Below are 15934 nucleotides of genomic sequence, written 5' to 3'. Positions count from 1 at the left end.
GGGTCAGACCTGCTCTCCGCGCTGGGCCGTGGCATCGCGTCCCGGCGCCAGCGTCGTGACCGGGAGCGGGTCGGGACGCTTGGGCGATATGGCGTCGCCCGACGACTGGTGGCGCAGGCGCCGCAGCACCCACGGCACCAGGTACTCGCGCGCCCACACCAGGTCGACGGCGCGCGCCTCGCGCCACGTGCGCATCGGAAGCGGATCGGGCTGCATCGGCTGCAGGTCGTTGGGCACGTTGAGCGCGCGCAGCACCATCCGGGCCACCTCGTGGTGCCCGAGGGCGTTGTAGTGCAGCCGGTCGTCGTCGAAGAAGCGCATGTCCTGCACCTCTTTGAGCGCCCACTGGTCGGCCACGATGCAGTCGTACTTGTCGGCGATGGCCCGGATGTTCTCGTTGTAGATCGCGACCTTGCCGCGGATGCCGCGGAACACCGGGGTGAACGCGGTGTCGATGCCGGTGAACACGACGACGGTCGCCCCGCCCCGCGACAGGCGCACGACGGCGTCCTCGAAGAGCTGCGCGACGTTGTCGGGGTCGCCGTTCGGGCGGATCACGTCGTTGCCGCCGGCCGAGAAGGTCACGAGGTCGGGCTTCAGCGCGATCGCCGGCTCGACCTGCTCCTCGACGATCTGGGCGATGAGGCGCCCGCGGATCGCGAGGTTCGCGTACGCGAAGTCCTCGACCTGCTCCGACAGCACCTCGGCGACGCGGTCGGCCCAGCCGCGCAGCCCGTTCGGCGCTGAGGGCTCCGGGTCGCCGACGCCCTCGGTGAAGGAGTCGCCCAGGGCGACGTACCGGCGCCAGGGGTGCGGCTCGGCGTTCGGGACGTAGGGACTCCGGTGATCCTCGCGTGCGGGCATGTTTCGCGTCCTCCTCGGCTTGTGACCGACAGTCAGGCTATCGCGGGCCGGGCGGGTGGCGATCGGATGCCGCGACCCGGGGCGTCCGGACCCTCGATGTCGTCCACGTCGTTTATCGTGGTGACTCGTTGTCAACGGGGGAAGGGGTGTTCGGTGACCGACGAAACCGCCGCCGCACCCCTGCTCGAAGACCGGCCGGACGCCACGGCGGGCGAGCCCCACATCGGCTCCTTCGCCGCCGAGCACCTGAGCCCGACGTATCCGCAGCGCGCGCCGTGGGGCACCGCCCAGCGCCTGCGTGCCTGGCAGGCCGAGGCGCTCGACCTGTACTTCTCGCTCGACGGGCCGGACGGCCCCGGCGGTGGCCCCCGCGACTTCCTCGCGGCCGCCACGCCCGGCGCCGGCAAGACGACCTTCGCCCTGCGCCTGGCGAGCGAGCTGCTGCGCCGCCGCATCGTCAACCGGATCGTGGTGGTGGCGCCCACCGAGCATCTGAAGATCCAGTGGGCCGATGCCGCGGCGCGTGTCGGCATCCGTCTCGATCCCGCCTTCAGCAACCGGCACTACGCCCCCGCACGGCAGTACCACGGGGTCGCGGTGACGTACGCGCAGGTCGCGGTGAAGGCCTCCGTGCACCAGCGCCTCACGATGGATGCGAAGACGCTCGTGATCCTCGACGAGGTGCACCACGGCGGCGACGCGCTCAGCTGGGGCGACGCGCTGCGCGAGGCCTACTCCCGCGCGACGCGCCGCCTGCTGCTGAGCGGCACGCCCTTCCGCAGCGACACCGCGCCCATCCCGTTCGTCGAGTACCACCCTGATGCCAAGGGCATCCGGGTCTCGCGCACCGATTACGCCTACGGCTACCGGCGTGCGCTCGAGGACGGCGTGGTGCGGCCGGTGCTGTTCATGGTCTACGCCGGCCAGATGCGCTGGCGCACCAAGACCGGCGACGAGATGGAGGCCCAGCTCGGGCAGGACAACACGAAGGACATCACGGCGCAGGCGTGGCGCACCGCCCTCGACCCCGAGGGCGACTGGATTCCCGCGGTGCTGCGCTCGGCGGACCGGCGCCTCACCGAGGTGCGCGAGCACGTTCCGGATGCCGGCGGCCTGGTGATCGCCACCGACCAGACCGCCGCGCGCGCCTATGCCGCGATCCTGCACGAGGTGACGGGGGAGGCGCCGACGGTCGTCCTCTCGGATGAGGCCGAGGCCTCCAGCCGCATCGAGGAGTTCTCGAAGGCGACGACGCGGTGGATGGTCGCGGTGCGCATGGTGTCGGAGGGCGTCGACGTCCCCCGCCTCGCGGTCGGCGTGTACGCCACGAGCGCGTCGACGCCCCTGTTCTTCGCGCAGGCCATCGGCCGCTTCGTGCGAGCACGCCGACGCGGCGAGACGGCGAGCGTCTTCCTGCCGAACGTGCCGCAGCTGCTCGCCCTGGCGAACGAGATGGAGGTGCAGCGCGACCACGCGCTGGACCGCGACTCAGACGGCGACGACGAGTGGAACGCCGAAGAAGACCTCATGGACGCCGCCGAGCGCGAGGACAAGGCGTCCGATGCGCTCGAGCAGGAGTTCACCTACCAGGCGCTCGGCTCGCTCGCCCATTTCGACCGCGTGCTGTTCGACGGCAAGGAGTTCGGGCAGCTCGCCGTGCCCGGCACGCCCGAGGAGGAGGAGTTCCTCGGCATCCCGGGCCTCCTCGAGCCCGACCAGGTGCACGAGGTGCTGATGTCGCGCGTGTCTCGGCAGTCGCGCCATCGGTCAGCCCGCGAGGCGCAGGAGCGCGCGAAGGCGCCCGATGCGGAGCCCGCCCTCCCGCAGGCGCTGCACCGCACGCTGAAAGAGCAGCGCCAGCTCCTCAACAGCCTCGTGGGGCTGTACGCGCGCCAGTCCGGCGAGCCGCACGGTCTCGTCCACGCCGAGCTACGCCGCATCTGCGGCGGGCCGGCGGTGTCGCACGCGACGGTCGCGCAGCTGCAGGCCCGCATCGAGGTGCTGCGCAAGCGCGTCCACTCGTGACGGACGGCCGGTTCGGAACCCCGAAATGCTGGCAATCCTCGGTTGTGGGGCGGGTTCGGCTGCGCGCACTGACTACCGTTGACGGGTCCCGAATCCTGACCTGGAGGCCCGAGTGAGCGCGCCCGCCGCACCGACCGAACGTGATCGCCGCCGCTGGGCGCAGTACCTCGTGAACGAGCGCGCGGAGGCGCGCGTGTACCGCGAGCTCGCCGGCCGCCGCGAGGGGGAGGAGCGGCAGATCCTGCTGGCGCTCGCCGAGGCCGAGGGCCGGCACGAAGCCCACTGGCTGGAGCTGCTGGGCGGCGAGCCGGCCAGACTCCCACGGCCCGATGTGCGCACGAGCCTGCTGGGCACGATGGCGAAGAGCTTCGGGTCGATCTTCGTGCTCGCGCTCGCGCAGAACGCCGAGGCACGTTCGCCGTACGACGACGAGCCGTTCGCGACGCAGGGGATGGCCGCCGACGAGAAGGTGCACCACGAGGTGGTGCGCGGGCTGGCGGCACGGGGTCGCCGCCGCCTCTCGGGCACCTTCCGCGCCGCGGTGTTCGGCGCCAACGACGGTCTGGTGTCCAACCTCGCGCTCGTCATGGGCATCGGCGCGACCGGCGTCAGCAGCCAGTTCGTGCTGTTCAGCGGCATCGCAGGCCTACTCGCGGGCGCTCTGTCGATGGGCGCGGGCGAGTTCGTGTCGGTCCGTTCGCAGCGCGAGCTGCTCGCGGCGACCGAGCCCAGCGACTTCGCCGACAGCGCGCTGCCGCACCTCGACATCGACGCGAACGAGCTCGCGCTGGTCTACCGGACCCGGGGGATGCCCGAGGCCGAGGCCGCCGCGCGCGCCCGCCGTGTCGTGGAACAGGCGCAGGCGCTCGGCCGCGGGCGGGCCGACAGCGGTCCGATCGACCTCGTCGACCACGGCGAGGTCGTCGGAAGCTCGTGGGGAGCGGCCCTGTCGAGCTTCCTGTTCTTCGCGTCCGGCGCGATCATCCCGGTGCTGCCGTGGATCTTCGGTCTGTCGGGTCTCGCCGCGATCGTCCTGGCGCTCGCACTGGTCGGCGTCGCCCTCCTCTCGACGGGCGCGGCCGTAGGGCTGCTCTCGGGCGCCCCTCCGCTGCGTCGAGCGCTTCGTCAGCTCGCGATCGGCTTCGGGGCCGCGGCCGTCACGTACGTGCTCGGCCTGCTGTTCGGCGTGTCGATGGGCTGACGCGCCCGGGGTGCGCGCGATTCGTTGAACGTGTGGTGACGTGGTAATGTCATTCCTCGGTTGCGAAACCAGAAACCACCTGCGCGGGTGGCGGAATAGGTAGACGCGCTAGCTTGAGGTGCTAGTGCCCGTATAGGGCGTGGGGGTTCAAGTCCCCCCTCGCGCACAGTGAAGAAGGCCCCCGAAAGGGGGCCTTCTTTCGTCCACACGACCTTCCTTGCTCCACCAGATAGGTTTGCAGGCATGCCCGAAGCCGAACTGCCCGAAGTCGCCGCTGTCGCGAGGGATCTCATCCGCTTCGACACCACGAACCACGGGGGCGGCCGGTCGGCCGGCGAGCGCGAGGCCGCCGAGTACGTCGGCGCCTACCTCGAACGCCTGGGCCTCACGCCCGAGTTCTACGAGCCGATCCCGCGCCGAACGAACGTGATGGCGCGTGTGCCGGGACGCAACCGCGACAAGCCCGCGCTCGTGCTGCACGGCCACCTTGACGTGGTCCCCGCGATGGCCGAGGACTGGAGCGTCGACCCGTTCGAGGGCGTCGTGAAGGACGGCCTGCTGTGGGGCCGTGGCGCCGTCGACATGAAGGACATGGACGCCATGATCCTCACGTCGGTGGCCGACCTGCTGCGCGCGGGCGAGCAGCCCGAGCGGGACCTCGTGGTCGCGTTCTTCGCCGACGAGGAGAACGGCGGCGTCGAAGGATCCGCGCTCGTCGTCGAGAACCACCCGGAGTGGTTCGCCGGCGCCACCGAGGCGATCAGCGAGGTCGGAGGCTATTCGATCCCGATCGGCGACCGCCACGCCTACCTCCTGCAGGTCGGCGAGAAGGCGCTCATCTGGATCCGCCTCGTCGCGCGAGGCCGCGCCGCGCACGGCTCCAGCTTCCACGCGGCCAACGCCGTGACCCGTCTCGCCGAGGCCGTCGCCGCGCTCGGCCGCACCGCCTGGCCGGTGACGCTCACCGACGCGACGCGCGAGATGACCGAGCGTCTCGCCGAGCTCACGGGACAGACTGCGGACGACCCCGACGCGATCGCCGCGGCGACGGGTGCGGCATCCGGATTCCTCCGCTCGACGCTGCGCACCACGACCAACCCGACCGGCCTCGTCGCCGGCTACAAGCACAACGTGATCCCCGACCGCGCCGAGGCGCTCGTCGACGTGCGCGTGCTGCCGGGCACCGAAGCGGCGGCCCTCGCCGACATCCGCCGCATCGTCGGCGACGACGTCGAGGTCGAGATCGTCCACCAGGACATCGGTCTCGAGGTGCCGTTCTCGGGCGATCTGGTCGATGCCATGGTCGGCGCGCTGGGCCGCCACGACCCGGGTGTTCCGGTCATCCCGTACCTCATGGGCGGCGGCACCGACAACAAGGCGCTCGCGGCGCTCGGCATCGCCGGCTACGGGTTCGCGCCCCTGCGGCTGCCGTCCGACCTCGACTTCACCGGCATGTTCCACGGCGTCGACGAGCGCGTCCCCATCGACGCGCTCGTGTTCGGGCAGGCCGTGCTCACCGACCTTCTGCGCACCTACTGAAACCGAGGGATGCCGCCGGCCGCGGCATCCCCTCCGCCCCACTGTCACCGCACGGCTGAAAGGCGCCCATGCTTCTCGAGGCGATCATCCTGGGCCTCGTCCAGGGTCTGACCGAGTTCCTCCCGATCTCATCGAGCGCGCACCTGCGCATCCTGGGCGAGTTCCTGCCCGGCGCGCAGGACCCCGGAGCGGCGTTCACCGCCATCACGCAGATCGGCACGGAGGCGGCCGTCGTGGTGTTCTTCTGGCGTGACATCGTGCGCATCATCGGGCACTGGTTCCGCGCACTGTTCGGAAAGATCCCGCGCAACGACCCCGACGCGCGGATGGGCTGGCTCATCATCATCGGCTCGATCCCGATCGTGGTGCTCGGCATCCTCTTCCAGGACCAGATCGAGACCGTGCTGCGGTCACTGTGGATCACGGCCGGCATGCTCATCTTCTTCGGCGTGCTGCTGGGCATCGCCGACCACTACGGTGCCAAGAGGCGCAAGCTCGAAGACATCACGGTCGGCCACGGCGTGATCTACGGGTTCGCGCAGGCCCTCGCGCTCATCCCGGGCGTGTCGCGCTCGGGCGGCACCATCACGGCCGGCCTCTTCATGGGGTACGAGCGTGCCGCGGCCGCGCGTTACGCGTTCCTGCTCGCGATCCCCGCCGTGTTCGGCAGCGGGTTCTTCCAGCTGTTCAAGAGCCTCGACGAGCCGGGCGTGTTCACGCTGGGCGAGACGGCCGTCGCGACCGGCGTGGCCTTCGTGGTGGCGCTGGGCGTGATCGCGTTCTTCATGAACTGGATCTCGAAGCACAGCTTCTTGCCGTTCGTGGTCTACCGCGTGTTCGTCGGCTCGCTGCTGCTCGTGCTGCTGAGCATGGGCGTGATCAGCGCGTAGGCGCGACCGGTCCCTGAGCCTGCCGACGGCTCAGCGCCCGGGGGAGCGCGGGTCGTCGCGACCCGGCTTCTGCGGGCCGTCGCCGGAGCGGCCGTCGGTGCGGCGCAGGTAGCGCTCGAACTCCTGCGCGATCGCGTCGCCGGAGGCCTCGGGGGAGTCCCACGTGTCGCGGGTGCGTTCGAGCTGGCGGATGTACTCCGTCATCTCCTCGTCGTCCGCAGCGGCCGCATCGATCGTCGCCTCCCACGTCGCCGCCTCGGTCGCGAGGTCGCCGCGCGGCACCGAGGCGCCCGTGAGGTCTTCGAGCTTGTCGAGCAGGGCGAGCGTCGCCTTGGGCGACGGGGTGTGCCCGGCCACGTAGTGGGGGACGCTGGCCCACAGGCTCGCTGTCGGGATGCCGGCGCGCTCTGCCGCATCGCCCAGCACGCTCAGGATGCCGACGGGGCCCTCGTACGTGCTGCGCTCGAGCTCCAGGGCGCCGCGCAGCGCCTCGTTGTCGCTGCCCGCGAACACCGAGATCGGTCGCGTGTGCGGCACGTCCGACATCATCGACCCGATCGCGACCATGCCGGTGATGTCCTCGCGCAGCGCGACGTCGATGAGCTCGGACGAGAACGCCTGCCACGCACGCGCGGGCTCGACGCCGGTCAGCAGCCACAGCTGCGTGCCGCCGCGCGTCGTGCGAGCCGGGCGCAGCAGCGTGGCCTCGGGCCAGCGGAGCGACCGGCGTCCCTCGCCGTCGGTCTCGACGGTCGGGCGCGTGTACTGGTAGTCGAAGTACAGCTCGGGGTCGACCGAGAACACGGGTTCGTAGGATCCGCCCTCCCGCAGGTGCGAGACGGCGGACGATGCGGCTTCGCCCGCGTCGTTCCACCCGTCGAACGCGGCGACGAGCACCCGGCGACCCAGTCCGTCCACGAGACCCCTTCCACCCGCAGCGGCTGCGGGGTTCCCTCCAGGATAGGCCCGGGGCCGCCGGAGGGGGCCGAGGCCGCTATGGGAGGATGGGTCGGTGAACGCACCTCCTCTCGCCGCGGTCCTGTGGGACATGGACGGAACACTCGTCGACACCGAGCCCTACTGGATGGCCGCCGAGACGCCGCTCATCGAGAGCTACGGCGGCACCTGGTCGCACGAGCAGGCGCTGGGGCTCGTCGGCCTCGGTCTGGAGGACTCCGCCCGCATCCTGCAGGGCGTCGGCGTGCGGATGAGCACGGATGCGATCATCGACCACCTGACCGCCGAGGTCATGCGCCAGCTCGCCGAGACCGGCATCCCGTTCCGCCCCGGCGCGCGCGAGCTGCTCGCGGACCTGCGCGCAGCGGGCATCAAGACCGGACTCGTGACGATGTCGATGCGTCGCATGGCCGACACGGTCGTCGACCTCATCGACTTCGACGCGTTCGACGTGATCGTCGCGGGCGACGACGCGACGCGCCCGAAGCCCTTCCCGGACCCGTACCTGCAGGCGTGCGAGGCGCTCGGCGTGACGCCCGACGAGACCGTGGCCATCGAGGACTCGCCCAATGGGCTGCGTTCGGCGGTGGCCTCCGGCGCGTCGGTCATCGGCGTGCCGCTCATGGTGTCGCTCACGGGTGCCGGAGCGCATGTGCTGTGGGACTCGCTCGCCGGCCGCACCGCCGACGACGTCGCCGCCTTCCACCAGACCCACCGCGCCCGCCTGCGCGCGGAAGAGACCGCACCCGTCGAGGAGACCGCGCGATGAGCGACGAGACCACCCGTCCGAGTGGGCCGTTCCGCTTCGGCGACCGCGTGCAGCTGACCGGGCCCAAGGCGCGCCTCCACACCATCACGCTGCGGGAGGGTGGCGAACTGCACACGCACCACGGCGTGCTCAAGCACGAGCAGCTCGTGGGGCAGCCCGACGGCTCCGTCGTCGCCAACAGCGGCGGCCACGAATACCTCGCGCTGCGGCCGCTGCTGCGCGACTTCGTCATGTCGATGCCGCGCGGCGCGGCGATCGTGTACCCGAAGGATGCCGCGCAGATCCTGGCCGAGGCCGACATCTTCCCGGGCGCCACGGTCGTCGAGGCCGGGGTCGGGTCGGGCGCGCTGTCGCTGTGGCTGCTGCGCGCGATCGGCGCCGAGGGGCGCCTGTTGTCGTTCGAGCGCCGCGACGACTTCGCCGCGGTCGCGAAGGCCAACGTCGAGACCTTCACGGGCGCCGCACCGGCCAACTGGGACGTCGTCGTGGGCGATCTGGCCACGGAACTGCCGCAGGCGGTGGCCGCGGCATCCGTCGATCGCGTCGTGCTCGACATGCTGGCGCCGTGGGAGTGCATCGACGTCGTCGCCGACGCCCTCACGCCCGGCGGCGTCGTGGTGTGCTACGTCGCGACGGCCACGCAGCTCAGCCGGGTCGCCGAGTACATCCGCGCCACGGGGCTGTTCACCGAGCCCGACGCGAACGAGACGATGGTGCGCGGCTGGCACGTCGAGGGGCTCGCGGTGCGGCCCGACCACCGCATGGTGGCGCACACCGGGTTCCTGGTGTGGGCGCGCCGGCTCGCTCCCGGTGCCGTTCCGCCCGAGGTCAAGCGCCGCGCGTCGAAGTCGAGCTACGGCGACGAGGACGTCGAGCTCTGGACCCCCGGCGCCGTCGGAGACCGGCAGATCACCGACAAGAACCTGCGCAAGCGGGTGCGCGAGGCCGAGCGCGCCGCCGAGGGCGCCCGCCTGGCTGCCGCCGGCTCGCAGGGGACGACCTCGCCGCACGACCCCCACGGGACGGAAGACGCCGGGCGCACCACCTAGACTGTTGCGGTGCGCAAGATCCCCGTTGCCCTCGTCGTCCTGGGCCTGGTGACCGTCGGCCTCACCGGATGCTCGTTGCAGAACGTGTCCGCCGCGGACTGCTCCCGGCCCGCGGAGTCGAACCCCGACGTGATGAAGCTCATCGACGTCACGGGAGACACCGACAGCGAGCCGAACGTGGACGTGTACACGCCGCTGCACGCGTCGAAGCTCGGCTACCAGGACCTCGTGACCGGCGACGGCACAGCCATCAGCTCGAACGATCAGCTGATGGTGATGGACGTCGCGCTCTTCAGCGGTGCGACCGGCGACCCGATCGTCTCCACCGCGTACGACGGCGACATGTCGCGCGTGACATCGCCGTCGCAGTGGGCGACGAACTTCCCGGGCTTCGAGAAGGCGCTGCACTGCGCGACCGCTGGGTCGCGCGTGGCGGTGGCGCTGTCGCCCGACGACATGGCCGAGGGCATCGCGGCGAGCTTCAAGCTCGACGAGGGCGACTCGGTCGTGGCGGTGCTCGACATCCACAAGGTCTACCTGCCCTCCGCCGCCGGCCAGCTGCAGTTCAACAGCGGCTTCGGCCTGCCCAGCGTCGTGCGCGCGCCCGACGGGCGACCCGGCATCACGATCCCGAGCGGCACGCCCGCGCCGAAGGACCTCGTGGTCCAGACGCTCATCAAGGGCGACGGCGAGAAGGTCACGGGCGACCAGCCGGTGCGCGTGCACTACACCGGCGTGGTGTGGGGGGCCGACGAGCCCTTCGACACGACGTGGGACGCCTCCGGGGCCTCGGTGACGCTCGACGGCGTCGTGCCCGGCTTCGCCAAGGCCCTCGAGGGGCAGACCGTCGGCTCGCAGGTGATGGTCGTGATCCCGCCCGACCAGGGCTACGGCGACAAGGAGCAGGCGTCGATCCCGGCGAACTCGACGCTCGTGTTCGTGATCGACATCCTCGGCCTGGACGCCGAGGCGCCCACGACCGACGAAGGCTGACCGCGCGCATCCGAGACCGGGCTCCGGCCCGGCCATAGGATAGGCGGGTGCCTGCCACCGCCGCCGCGAAGATCCCGCCCGAGGAGCGCCTGCTCAACCTCGTGGTGGCCCTCATCGCGACCGATCAGGGCCTGACCAAGGACACGATCCTGACCTCCGTCGCGGGCTACCGCGAGCAGAGCGAGGCCGGTGCATCGAAGGACGCGCTCGAGAAGATGTTCGAGCGCGACAAGGAGTCGCTGCGCGGTCTGGGAGTGCCGATCGAGACCATCGGCGACTGGGCCGATCCCGACGACCTGCGCGAGGCGCGCTACCGCGTGCCGAGCGCCGAGTACGAGCTCCCCGAAGACATCGACTTCACGCCTGCCGAGCTCGCGCTCCTGACGCTGGCCGGGGGAGTGTGGAGCGAGGGCTCGATGTCGGCCGACGCCCGCAGCGGGCTGCGCAAGATCCGGGCGCTCGGCGATCTCGTCGACGAGCCGATCATCGGCTTCTCGCCGCAGCTCAACCCGCGCGACCCGGCGTTCCCGGCGCTGCACCAGGCGATCGACGCCAGCCGCGTGGTCACCTTCCCCTACCTGAAGCCGGGCGAGAGCGCGCCCCGCACCCGCCGCATCCAGCCGCTCGCGCTCGTCGAGTACGAGGCCCGCTGGCACGTGTTCGGCATCGACCTCGACGCGCAGGCCGACCGCACGTTCCTGCTGTCGCGCATCGTCGGCCCGGTCGTGACCGGTCGCGGCACCTTCGACCCCGCTCTGCGCGAGGGCGCCGGCGAGCGGGCGCTCGCGGGTCTCGAAGCCGTCGCGGCGCGCAACAGCGCGCTGCTCGAGGTCAATCCGGGCACCGAGGCGGCCCTGCGTCTCGCCCGCCGGGCGACGCCGGCCGAGCAGGGCATCCGCGTCCCGTACGTCGACGTCCACATCTTCGCGGACGAGCTCGCCTCGTACGGCCCCGAGGTCCGCGTCGTCGAACCCGCCGACCTGCGCGACCGCGTGATCGACCGGCTCGCCGCCACGCGCGACGCCCATGGAGGTGCCGCATGAGCCCCCGCCCGCTGGTGGCGACCGATCGCGCCGCCCTGATGCTCCAGCTCGTGCCGTACCTGATCGGCAAGGGCGAGGTGTCGCTGGAGGAGGCCGCGGCCGAGTTCGACGTCACACCCGCGCAGATGCGATCGATGGTCGAGAAGCTGACGGTCATCGGACTGCCCGGCGACCGCGGGTACTGGCAGATGGCGAACGACCTGTTCGACATCGACTGGGACCTCCTCGACGAGCGGGACCTCATCGTCATCACGAACGCCGTCGGTCTGGAGCGCGCCCCCAAGCTCACCGCGCGCGAGGCCGCCGCGCTGCTCGCCGGGCTGCAGCTCGCGCGCTCGATCCCCGGCGTCGGCGACACCGAGCTGTACGCCGGCCTGCTCGCCAAGCTCGCGCGCGGCGCCTCGGCCGCTCCCGCGGAGGTCATCCTCGCTCCGGAGCCCGTCGACGCGGTGCGCGACCTCGTCGCCGACGCCCTGCGGCGGCACGTCGCCGTCTCGTTCACCTACAAGGCTCCGGATGCCGCTCCCACGACCCGCACCGTCGATCCGGTGAAGGTGCACATCGCGAGCGGCCAGTGGTACCTGCAGGGCTGGTGCCACCTGCGTGAGGCGATGCGGACGTTCCACCTGGACCGTGTGAGCGACCTCGAGCTGACCGGCATCCGCAGCACGCATTCCGAGGAGCCCGCCCCGGCGTGGTTCGACACCGACGCCGGCGAGGTCGTCGCCCGTGTGCGGTTCCCCGAGGCGGCGGCGCCCCTGCTGGGCGACTACCTCGACCGTGCCGTGCTCGACACCGCCGACGGCATGACGGTCGCGACCATGCGCGTGGCGGACGAACTCAGCCTGCGACGGCTCGCGGCACGCCGCAGCGGCGTCGTCGAGGTGCTCGAGCCTCCGGCGGCCCGCCGCGCGGTCGCGGAGTGGGCCGAAGCCGGACTCGCGCAGTACCGGTGAAGTCGGCATCGCGTCGACGGCATCGGGTTACACTGGACGCACATCCGCACCGACAAGGAGATTCCGCATGGGCGCATTCGGATGGCCGCATCTTCTGATCATCCTCGCGGTGATCCTGCTCCTGTTCGGGGCTGCGAAGCTTCCGGCCCTCGCCAAGAGCCTCGGGCAGTCCGCGCGGGTGTTCAAGGGCGAGATGAAGGCCATGAAGGACGACGACGCCACCGCCAAGTCGGGCAAGGCCGACAGCGTGGCGCCCGAGACCCCCGCAGCAGACACTCCCGCGAGCTCGAGCAGCACCTCAGACACCACCTCCTGACCTGCCGTGGTCACCACGGATCCACCGCGCATCGAGGAGCCCGAGCAGCCTCGGCGCGACAAGCGCATGTCGCTCAAGCAGCATCTCCTCGAGCTGCGCAAGCGGCTCTTCATCGCCGCCGCCGGCCTGATCGTCGGGATGGTCATCGCCTTCGTGATCAGCGGCTGGGTGATCGACCTGCTGTCGCAGCCCATCGAGCAGATCGCGAGCGAGGCCGGCCGCGAGTACACCGCCCTCAACTTCACGACGGTGTCGAGCGGTTTCGACCTGCACATGCGCATCGCGTTCGCGATCGGCCTGCTCATCTCGGCGCCGGTGTGGCTGTGGCAGATCTGGGCGTTCGTGATGCCGGGCCTGACGCGCAAAGAGGTGCGGTACACCGTGGGCTTCATGGCCTCGGCCATTCCGCTGTTCATCGCGGGGCTGTACGTCGGCTGGCTGATCATGCCGCACATGGTGGTGATCATGGCGAACTTCGTGCCCAACGGTCAGGGCATCGCCCAGTTCTACGACTACGCGACGTACTACGACTTCGTCTTCAAGCTGCTGCTGGTGATTGGGGTCTCGTTCGTGACGCCGGTGTTCCTCGTGGCGCTGAACCTCGCCGGCGTCGTGTCGGGCCGGGACATCCTCAAGGGGTGGCGCATCGCCGTCATCGTGATCACGGTCTTCGCGGCCGCGGCGACGCCCGCGGCCGACGTCACCTCGATGCTGCTGCTGGCCGGCATCCTGTGCGTCCTCTATTTCGCCGCAGTCGGTCTGTCGATGCTGTTCGACCGCCGCAAGGCGAGGCGCACGTCGACGCTGCTGCCGCCCGAGGTCTCGTGAGCGATCCCGGTCCTGCCGAGCGCTACGCACGCGCGAGCGACGCGGCGCGCCTCGACCGCAGCCATCCCCTCACGGCCGCGTTCGCGGCATCCCAGCCGTTCGAGCTCGACCCGTTCCAGGTGGAGGGGTGCCGCGCCCTCGAAGAAGGGCGCAGCGTCCTGGTCGCGGCGCCGACGGGCGCGGGCAAGACGATCGTGGGAGAGTTCGCCGTGCACCTCGCGATGCGCGAACCGGGTGACAAGGCGTTCTACACGACGCCGATGAAGGCACTGTCGAACCAGAAGTTCCGCGAGCTGCAGGACGTGTACGGGCCGGACGAGGTGGGCCTGCTCACGGGCGACACGAACATCAACGGCAACGCGCGGGTGGTCGTCATGACGACCGAGGTGCTGCGCAACATGCTGTACGCCGATTCGCCGGCGCTGCGCGGCCTGCGCTACGTCGTGATGGACGAGGTGCACTACCTCGCCGACCGCTTCCGCGGCGCGGTGTGGGAGGAGGTCATCATCCACCTCGCGCCGAGCGTCAAGCTCGTGTCGCTCTCGGCGACGGTGTCGAACGCCGAGGAGTTCGGCGACTGGCTCGACACCGTCAGGGGAGACACCGAAGTCATCGTGTCCGAGACGCGTCCGGTGCCCCTCGAACAGCACGTGCTCGTCCGCGGCGATCTGCTGCCGCTGTTCGACGACCGCGCCGGCGTCGCGACCGCCCAGGTGAATCAAGAGCTCATGCGCATCCGCTCGTTCAAGGGCTCGAACTTCGACAACAACCGTCGCGTGCAGGCCTCGAACAGCGCCCGGCACGCCGGGTACGAGGCATCCCGTCGCCGTCCGAACCGCGGCATGAAGCGACCGGTGCGCTCCGCGAACGTGCAGCGCATCGAGCGCCTCGACCGGCCGGAGGTCGTGGAGCTGCTGCGGCGCGCGAACCTGCTGCCGGCGATCTTCTTCATCTTCAGCCGTGCGGGCTGCGATGCGGCCGTGCAGCAGGTGCGCCGCTCGGGCGTGCGGCTCACGAACCCCGACGAGCGACGCGAGATCCGCGAGGTGATCGAGGAGCGCACGCGCACGCTGCAGGAGGAGGACCTCGCCGTCCTCGGCTTCTGGGAGTGGCGCGACAACCTCGAGCGCGGCGTTGCGTCGCACCACGCGGGACTGCTGCCGGCGTTCAAAGAGGTGGTCGAGGAGCTGTTCCAGCGCAAGCTCGTGAAGGTCGTGTTCGCGACCGAGACGCTGGCGCTCGGCATCAACATGCCCGCCCGCACGGTGGTGCTGGAGAAGCTCGAGAAGTTCAACGGCGAGGCCCGCGTCGCCATCACTTCGGGGGAGTACACGCAGCTCACCGGACGCGCCGGGCGCCGCGGCATCGACGTCGAGGGGCACGCGGTCATCCAGTGGACCGAGGGCCTCGACCCGCAGGCCGTCGCCGCGCTGGCATCGCGGCGCACGTACCCGCTGAACTCCAGCTTCCGGCCCACCTACAACATGGCCGTCAACCTCATCGACCAGTTCGGGCGCGCGAAGGCGCGCGAGATCCTGGAATCGTCGTTCGCCCAGTTCCAGGCCGACCGTGCCGTCGTCGGGATCGCCCGGCAGGTGCGCGAACAGGAGGAGTCGCTCGCCGGGTACGCGAAGGCGATGTCGTGCGACCGCGGCGACTTCGCCGAGTACTCGCGCATCCGCCGCGAGCTCAGCGACCTCGAGAAGACCAACCGCAAGGACGCCGGCGCCTCCCGGCGCACACGGGACGAGCGACAGCGGCACATCGCGAGCCTGCGCACGCAGATGCAGCGGCACCCCTGTCACTCGTGCCCCGACCGCGAGCACCACGCGCGCTGGGCCGAGCGCTACTGGCGCATGAAGCGCGACGTCGACAAGCTGCGTCGCCAGATCGAGACGCGCACGGGGACCGTCGCGCGCATCTTCGACCGCGTCGTCGACGTGCTCGCCGCCCTGAAGTACGTGACCGTGTCGGATGACGGCGTGACCGCGCTGACCCCGTCGGGTCGCACGATGCGCCGTATCTACGGCGAACGCGACCTTCTCGTGGCGGAGTCGCTGCGGCGCGGCATCTGGAAGGATCTGGATGCCGCCTCGCTGGCCGCGCTGGCGTGCGCGCTGGTCTACGAGCCGCGGCGCGACGACGGCGGCCCTGGGGAGCGCGGACTCCCGCGCGGCGCGTTCCGCGCGGCGTTCGACGCGACGCTGACGCTGTGGCTGGAGCTCGACGACCTGGAGCAGGAGCACCGGCTGCCCGGTTCTGAGCCGGTCGCCGCTGGACTGTCGACCGCGATGCACACCTGGGCGCGCGGCGGGTCGCTGGACCGCGTGCTGATGGAGGCCGACATGGCGGCGGGCGACTTCGTCCGGTGGGCCAAGCAGACCATCGACCTTCTCGACCAGCTCTCGCTCGTGGCGGATCAGCCGATCGCCGGCACGGCCCGCAAGGCGCTGGACGCCGTGCGCCGCGGCATCGTCGCGTACTCCGGCGTGTAGGCGGCTCGC

The 15934-nt window shown here is 71.1% G+C and carries 14 protein-coding genes and 1 tRNA gene; 13 read left to right on the top strand and 2 right to left on the bottom strand.

Annotated features, from left to right (window positions below; all coding sequences use genetic code 11):
- Positions 1-3 precede the first annotated feature (3 nt).
- Positions 4-864 carry an SGNH/GDSL hydrolase family protein gene (locus tag JNB62_RS09410; protein WP_220300625.1) on the bottom strand — a complete coding sequence of 287 codons (861 nt, stop codon included), beginning with the start codon at positions 862-864 and terminating at the stop codon, positions 4-6.
- A 180-nt stretch (positions 865-1044) separates the two neighbouring features.
- On the opposite strand from JNB62_RS09410, the gene JNB62_RS09405 reads away from it, so the two are divergent.
- The 5 genes from JNB62_RS09405 (at position 1045) to JNB62_RS09385 (ending at position 6519) form a co-directional block, all read left to right on the top strand.
- Positions 1045-2889 carry a DEAD/DEAH box helicase gene (locus JNB62_RS09405; protein WP_222855935.1) on the top strand — a complete coding sequence of 615 codons (1845 nt, stop codon included), beginning with the start codon at positions 1045-1047 and terminating at the stop codon, positions 2887-2889.
- Between the two features lie 112 nt (positions 2890-3001).
- Positions 3002-4090, top strand: a complete 1089-nt coding sequence (locus JNB62_RS09400) for a VIT1/CCC1 transporter family protein (RefSeq protein ID WP_220300624.1) — start codon at positions 3002-3004, stop codon at positions 4088-4090.
- Between the two features lie 81 nt (positions 4091-4171).
- A tRNA-Leu gene (locus JNB62_RS09395) sits at positions 4172-4256 on the top strand.
- Between the two features lie 77 nt (positions 4257-4333).
- Positions 4334-5629, top strand: a complete 1296-nt coding sequence (locus JNB62_RS09390) for a M20/M25/M40 family metallo-hydrolase (protein ID WP_220300623.1) — start codon at positions 4334-4336, stop codon at positions 5627-5629.
- A 68-nt stretch (positions 5630-5697) separates the two neighbouring features.
- Complete coding sequence (locus JNB62_RS09385; protein ID WP_220300622.1) at positions 5698-6519, top strand: undecaprenyl-diphosphate phosphatase; 822 nt, start codon at positions 5698-5700, stop codon at positions 6517-6519.
- A gap of 30 nt (positions 6520-6549) precedes the next feature.
- Here JNB62_RS09385 and JNB62_RS09380 read toward each other — a convergent pair whose 3' ends face one another.
- Positions 6550-7437: a PAC2 family protein gene (locus JNB62_RS09380; RefSeq protein ID WP_220300621.1), complete on the bottom strand. Its 888-nt coding sequence runs from the start codon at positions 7435-7437 to the stop codon at positions 6550-6552.
- A gap of 94 nt (positions 7438-7531) precedes the next feature.
- Here JNB62_RS09380 and JNB62_RS09375 point away from each other — a divergent pair, with 94 nt between their 5' ends.
- From JNB62_RS09375 to JNB62_RS09340, 8 genes are all read left to right on the top strand, one after another.
- Positions 7532-8245 carry an HAD family hydrolase gene (locus JNB62_RS09375; protein WP_220300620.1) on the top strand — a complete coding sequence of 238 codons (714 nt, stop codon included), beginning with the start codon at positions 7532-7534 and terminating at the stop codon, positions 8243-8245.
- Entirely contained in the window at positions 8242-9294 is a 1053-nt protein-coding gene (locus tag JNB62_RS09370) for a tRNA (adenine-N1)-methyltransferase (RefSeq protein WP_223231052.1), read from the top strand. The genes JNB62_RS09375 and JNB62_RS09370 overlap by 4 nt, the downstream gene beginning before the upstream one ends.
- 9 nt (positions 9295-9303) lie before the next feature.
- On the top strand, positions 9304-10287 hold the full coding sequence (locus tag JNB62_RS09365) for an FKBP-type peptidyl-prolyl cis-trans isomerase (RefSeq protein WP_220300619.1): 984 nt from the start codon (positions 9304-9306) through the stop codon (positions 10285-10287).
- Between the two features lie 47 nt (positions 10288-10334).
- Positions 10335-11330: a helix-turn-helix transcriptional regulator gene (locus JNB62_RS09360; RefSeq protein WP_220300618.1), complete on the top strand. Its 996-nt coding sequence runs from the start codon at positions 10335-10337 to the stop codon at positions 11328-11330.
- Positions 11327-12286 (top strand): helix-turn-helix transcriptional regulator, encoded by a 960-nt coding sequence (locus JNB62_RS09355; protein WP_220300617.1) that lies wholly within the window; start codon positions 11327-11329, stop codon positions 12284-12286. Before JNB62_RS09360 ends, JNB62_RS09355 begins: the two co-directional genes overlap by 4 nt.
- Positions 12287-12353: 67 nt before the next feature.
- Entirely contained in the window at positions 12354-12602 is a 249-nt protein-coding gene (gene tatA / locus JNB62_RS09350; protein ID WP_220300616.1) for a Sec-independent protein translocase subunit TatA, read from the top strand.
- A gap of 66 nt (positions 12603-12668) precedes the next feature.
- The gene (gene tatC / locus JNB62_RS09345; protein WP_220300836.1) at positions 12669-13430 is read left to right on the top strand and encodes a twin-arginine translocase subunit TatC; all 762 of its coding nucleotides are present in this window, start codon (positions 12669-12671) and stop codon (positions 13428-13430) included.
- The gene (locus JNB62_RS09340) at positions 13427-15925 is read left to right on the top strand and encodes a DEAD/DEAH box helicase (RefSeq protein WP_220300615.1); all 2499 of its coding nucleotides are present in this window, start codon (positions 13427-13429) and stop codon (positions 15923-15925) included. Before tatC ends, JNB62_RS09340 begins: the two co-directional genes overlap by 4 nt.
- Positions 15926-15934: the final 9 nt, after the last annotated feature.

The sequence above is a fragment of the Microbacterium jejuense genome (assembly GCF_019511665.1).
In the GTDB taxonomy this organism is placed as follows: Bacteria; Actinomycetota; Actinomycetes; order Actinomycetales; family Microbacteriaceae; genus Microbacterium; species Microbacterium jejuense_A.
The sequence above is the reverse complement of the archived record's forward strand: the minus strand, read 5'-3'. Positions and strand labels throughout refer to the sequence as shown.

Coding starts and splice junctions, on each gene's coding strand:
- JNB62_RS09370 (WP_223231052.1), top strand. CDS start 8,242: ATGAGCGACGAGACCACCCGTCCGAGTGGGCCGTTCCGCTTCGGCGAC.
- JNB62_RS09355 (WP_220300617.1), top strand. CDS start 11,327: ATGAGCCCCCGCCCGCTGGTGGCGACCGATCGCGCCGCCCTGATGCTC.
- JNB62_RS09410 (WP_220300625.1), bottom strand. CDS start 864: ATGCCCGCACGCGAGGATCACCGGAGTCCCTACGTCCCGAACGCCGAG.
- JNB62_RS09390 (WP_220300623.1), top strand. CDS start 4,334: ATGCCCGAAGCCGAACTGCCCGAAGTCGCCGCTGTCGCGAGGGATCTC.
- tatA (WP_220300616.1), top strand. CDS start 12,354: ATGGGCGCATTCGGATGGCCGCATCTTCTGATCATCCTCGCGGTGATC.
- tatC (WP_220300836.1), top strand. CDS start 12,669: ATGTCGCTCAAGCAGCATCTCCTCGAGCTGCGCAAGCGGCTCTTCATC.
- JNB62_RS09385 (WP_220300622.1), top strand. CDS start 5,698: ATGCTTCTCGAGGCGATCATCCTGGGCCTCGTCCAGGGTCTGACCGAG.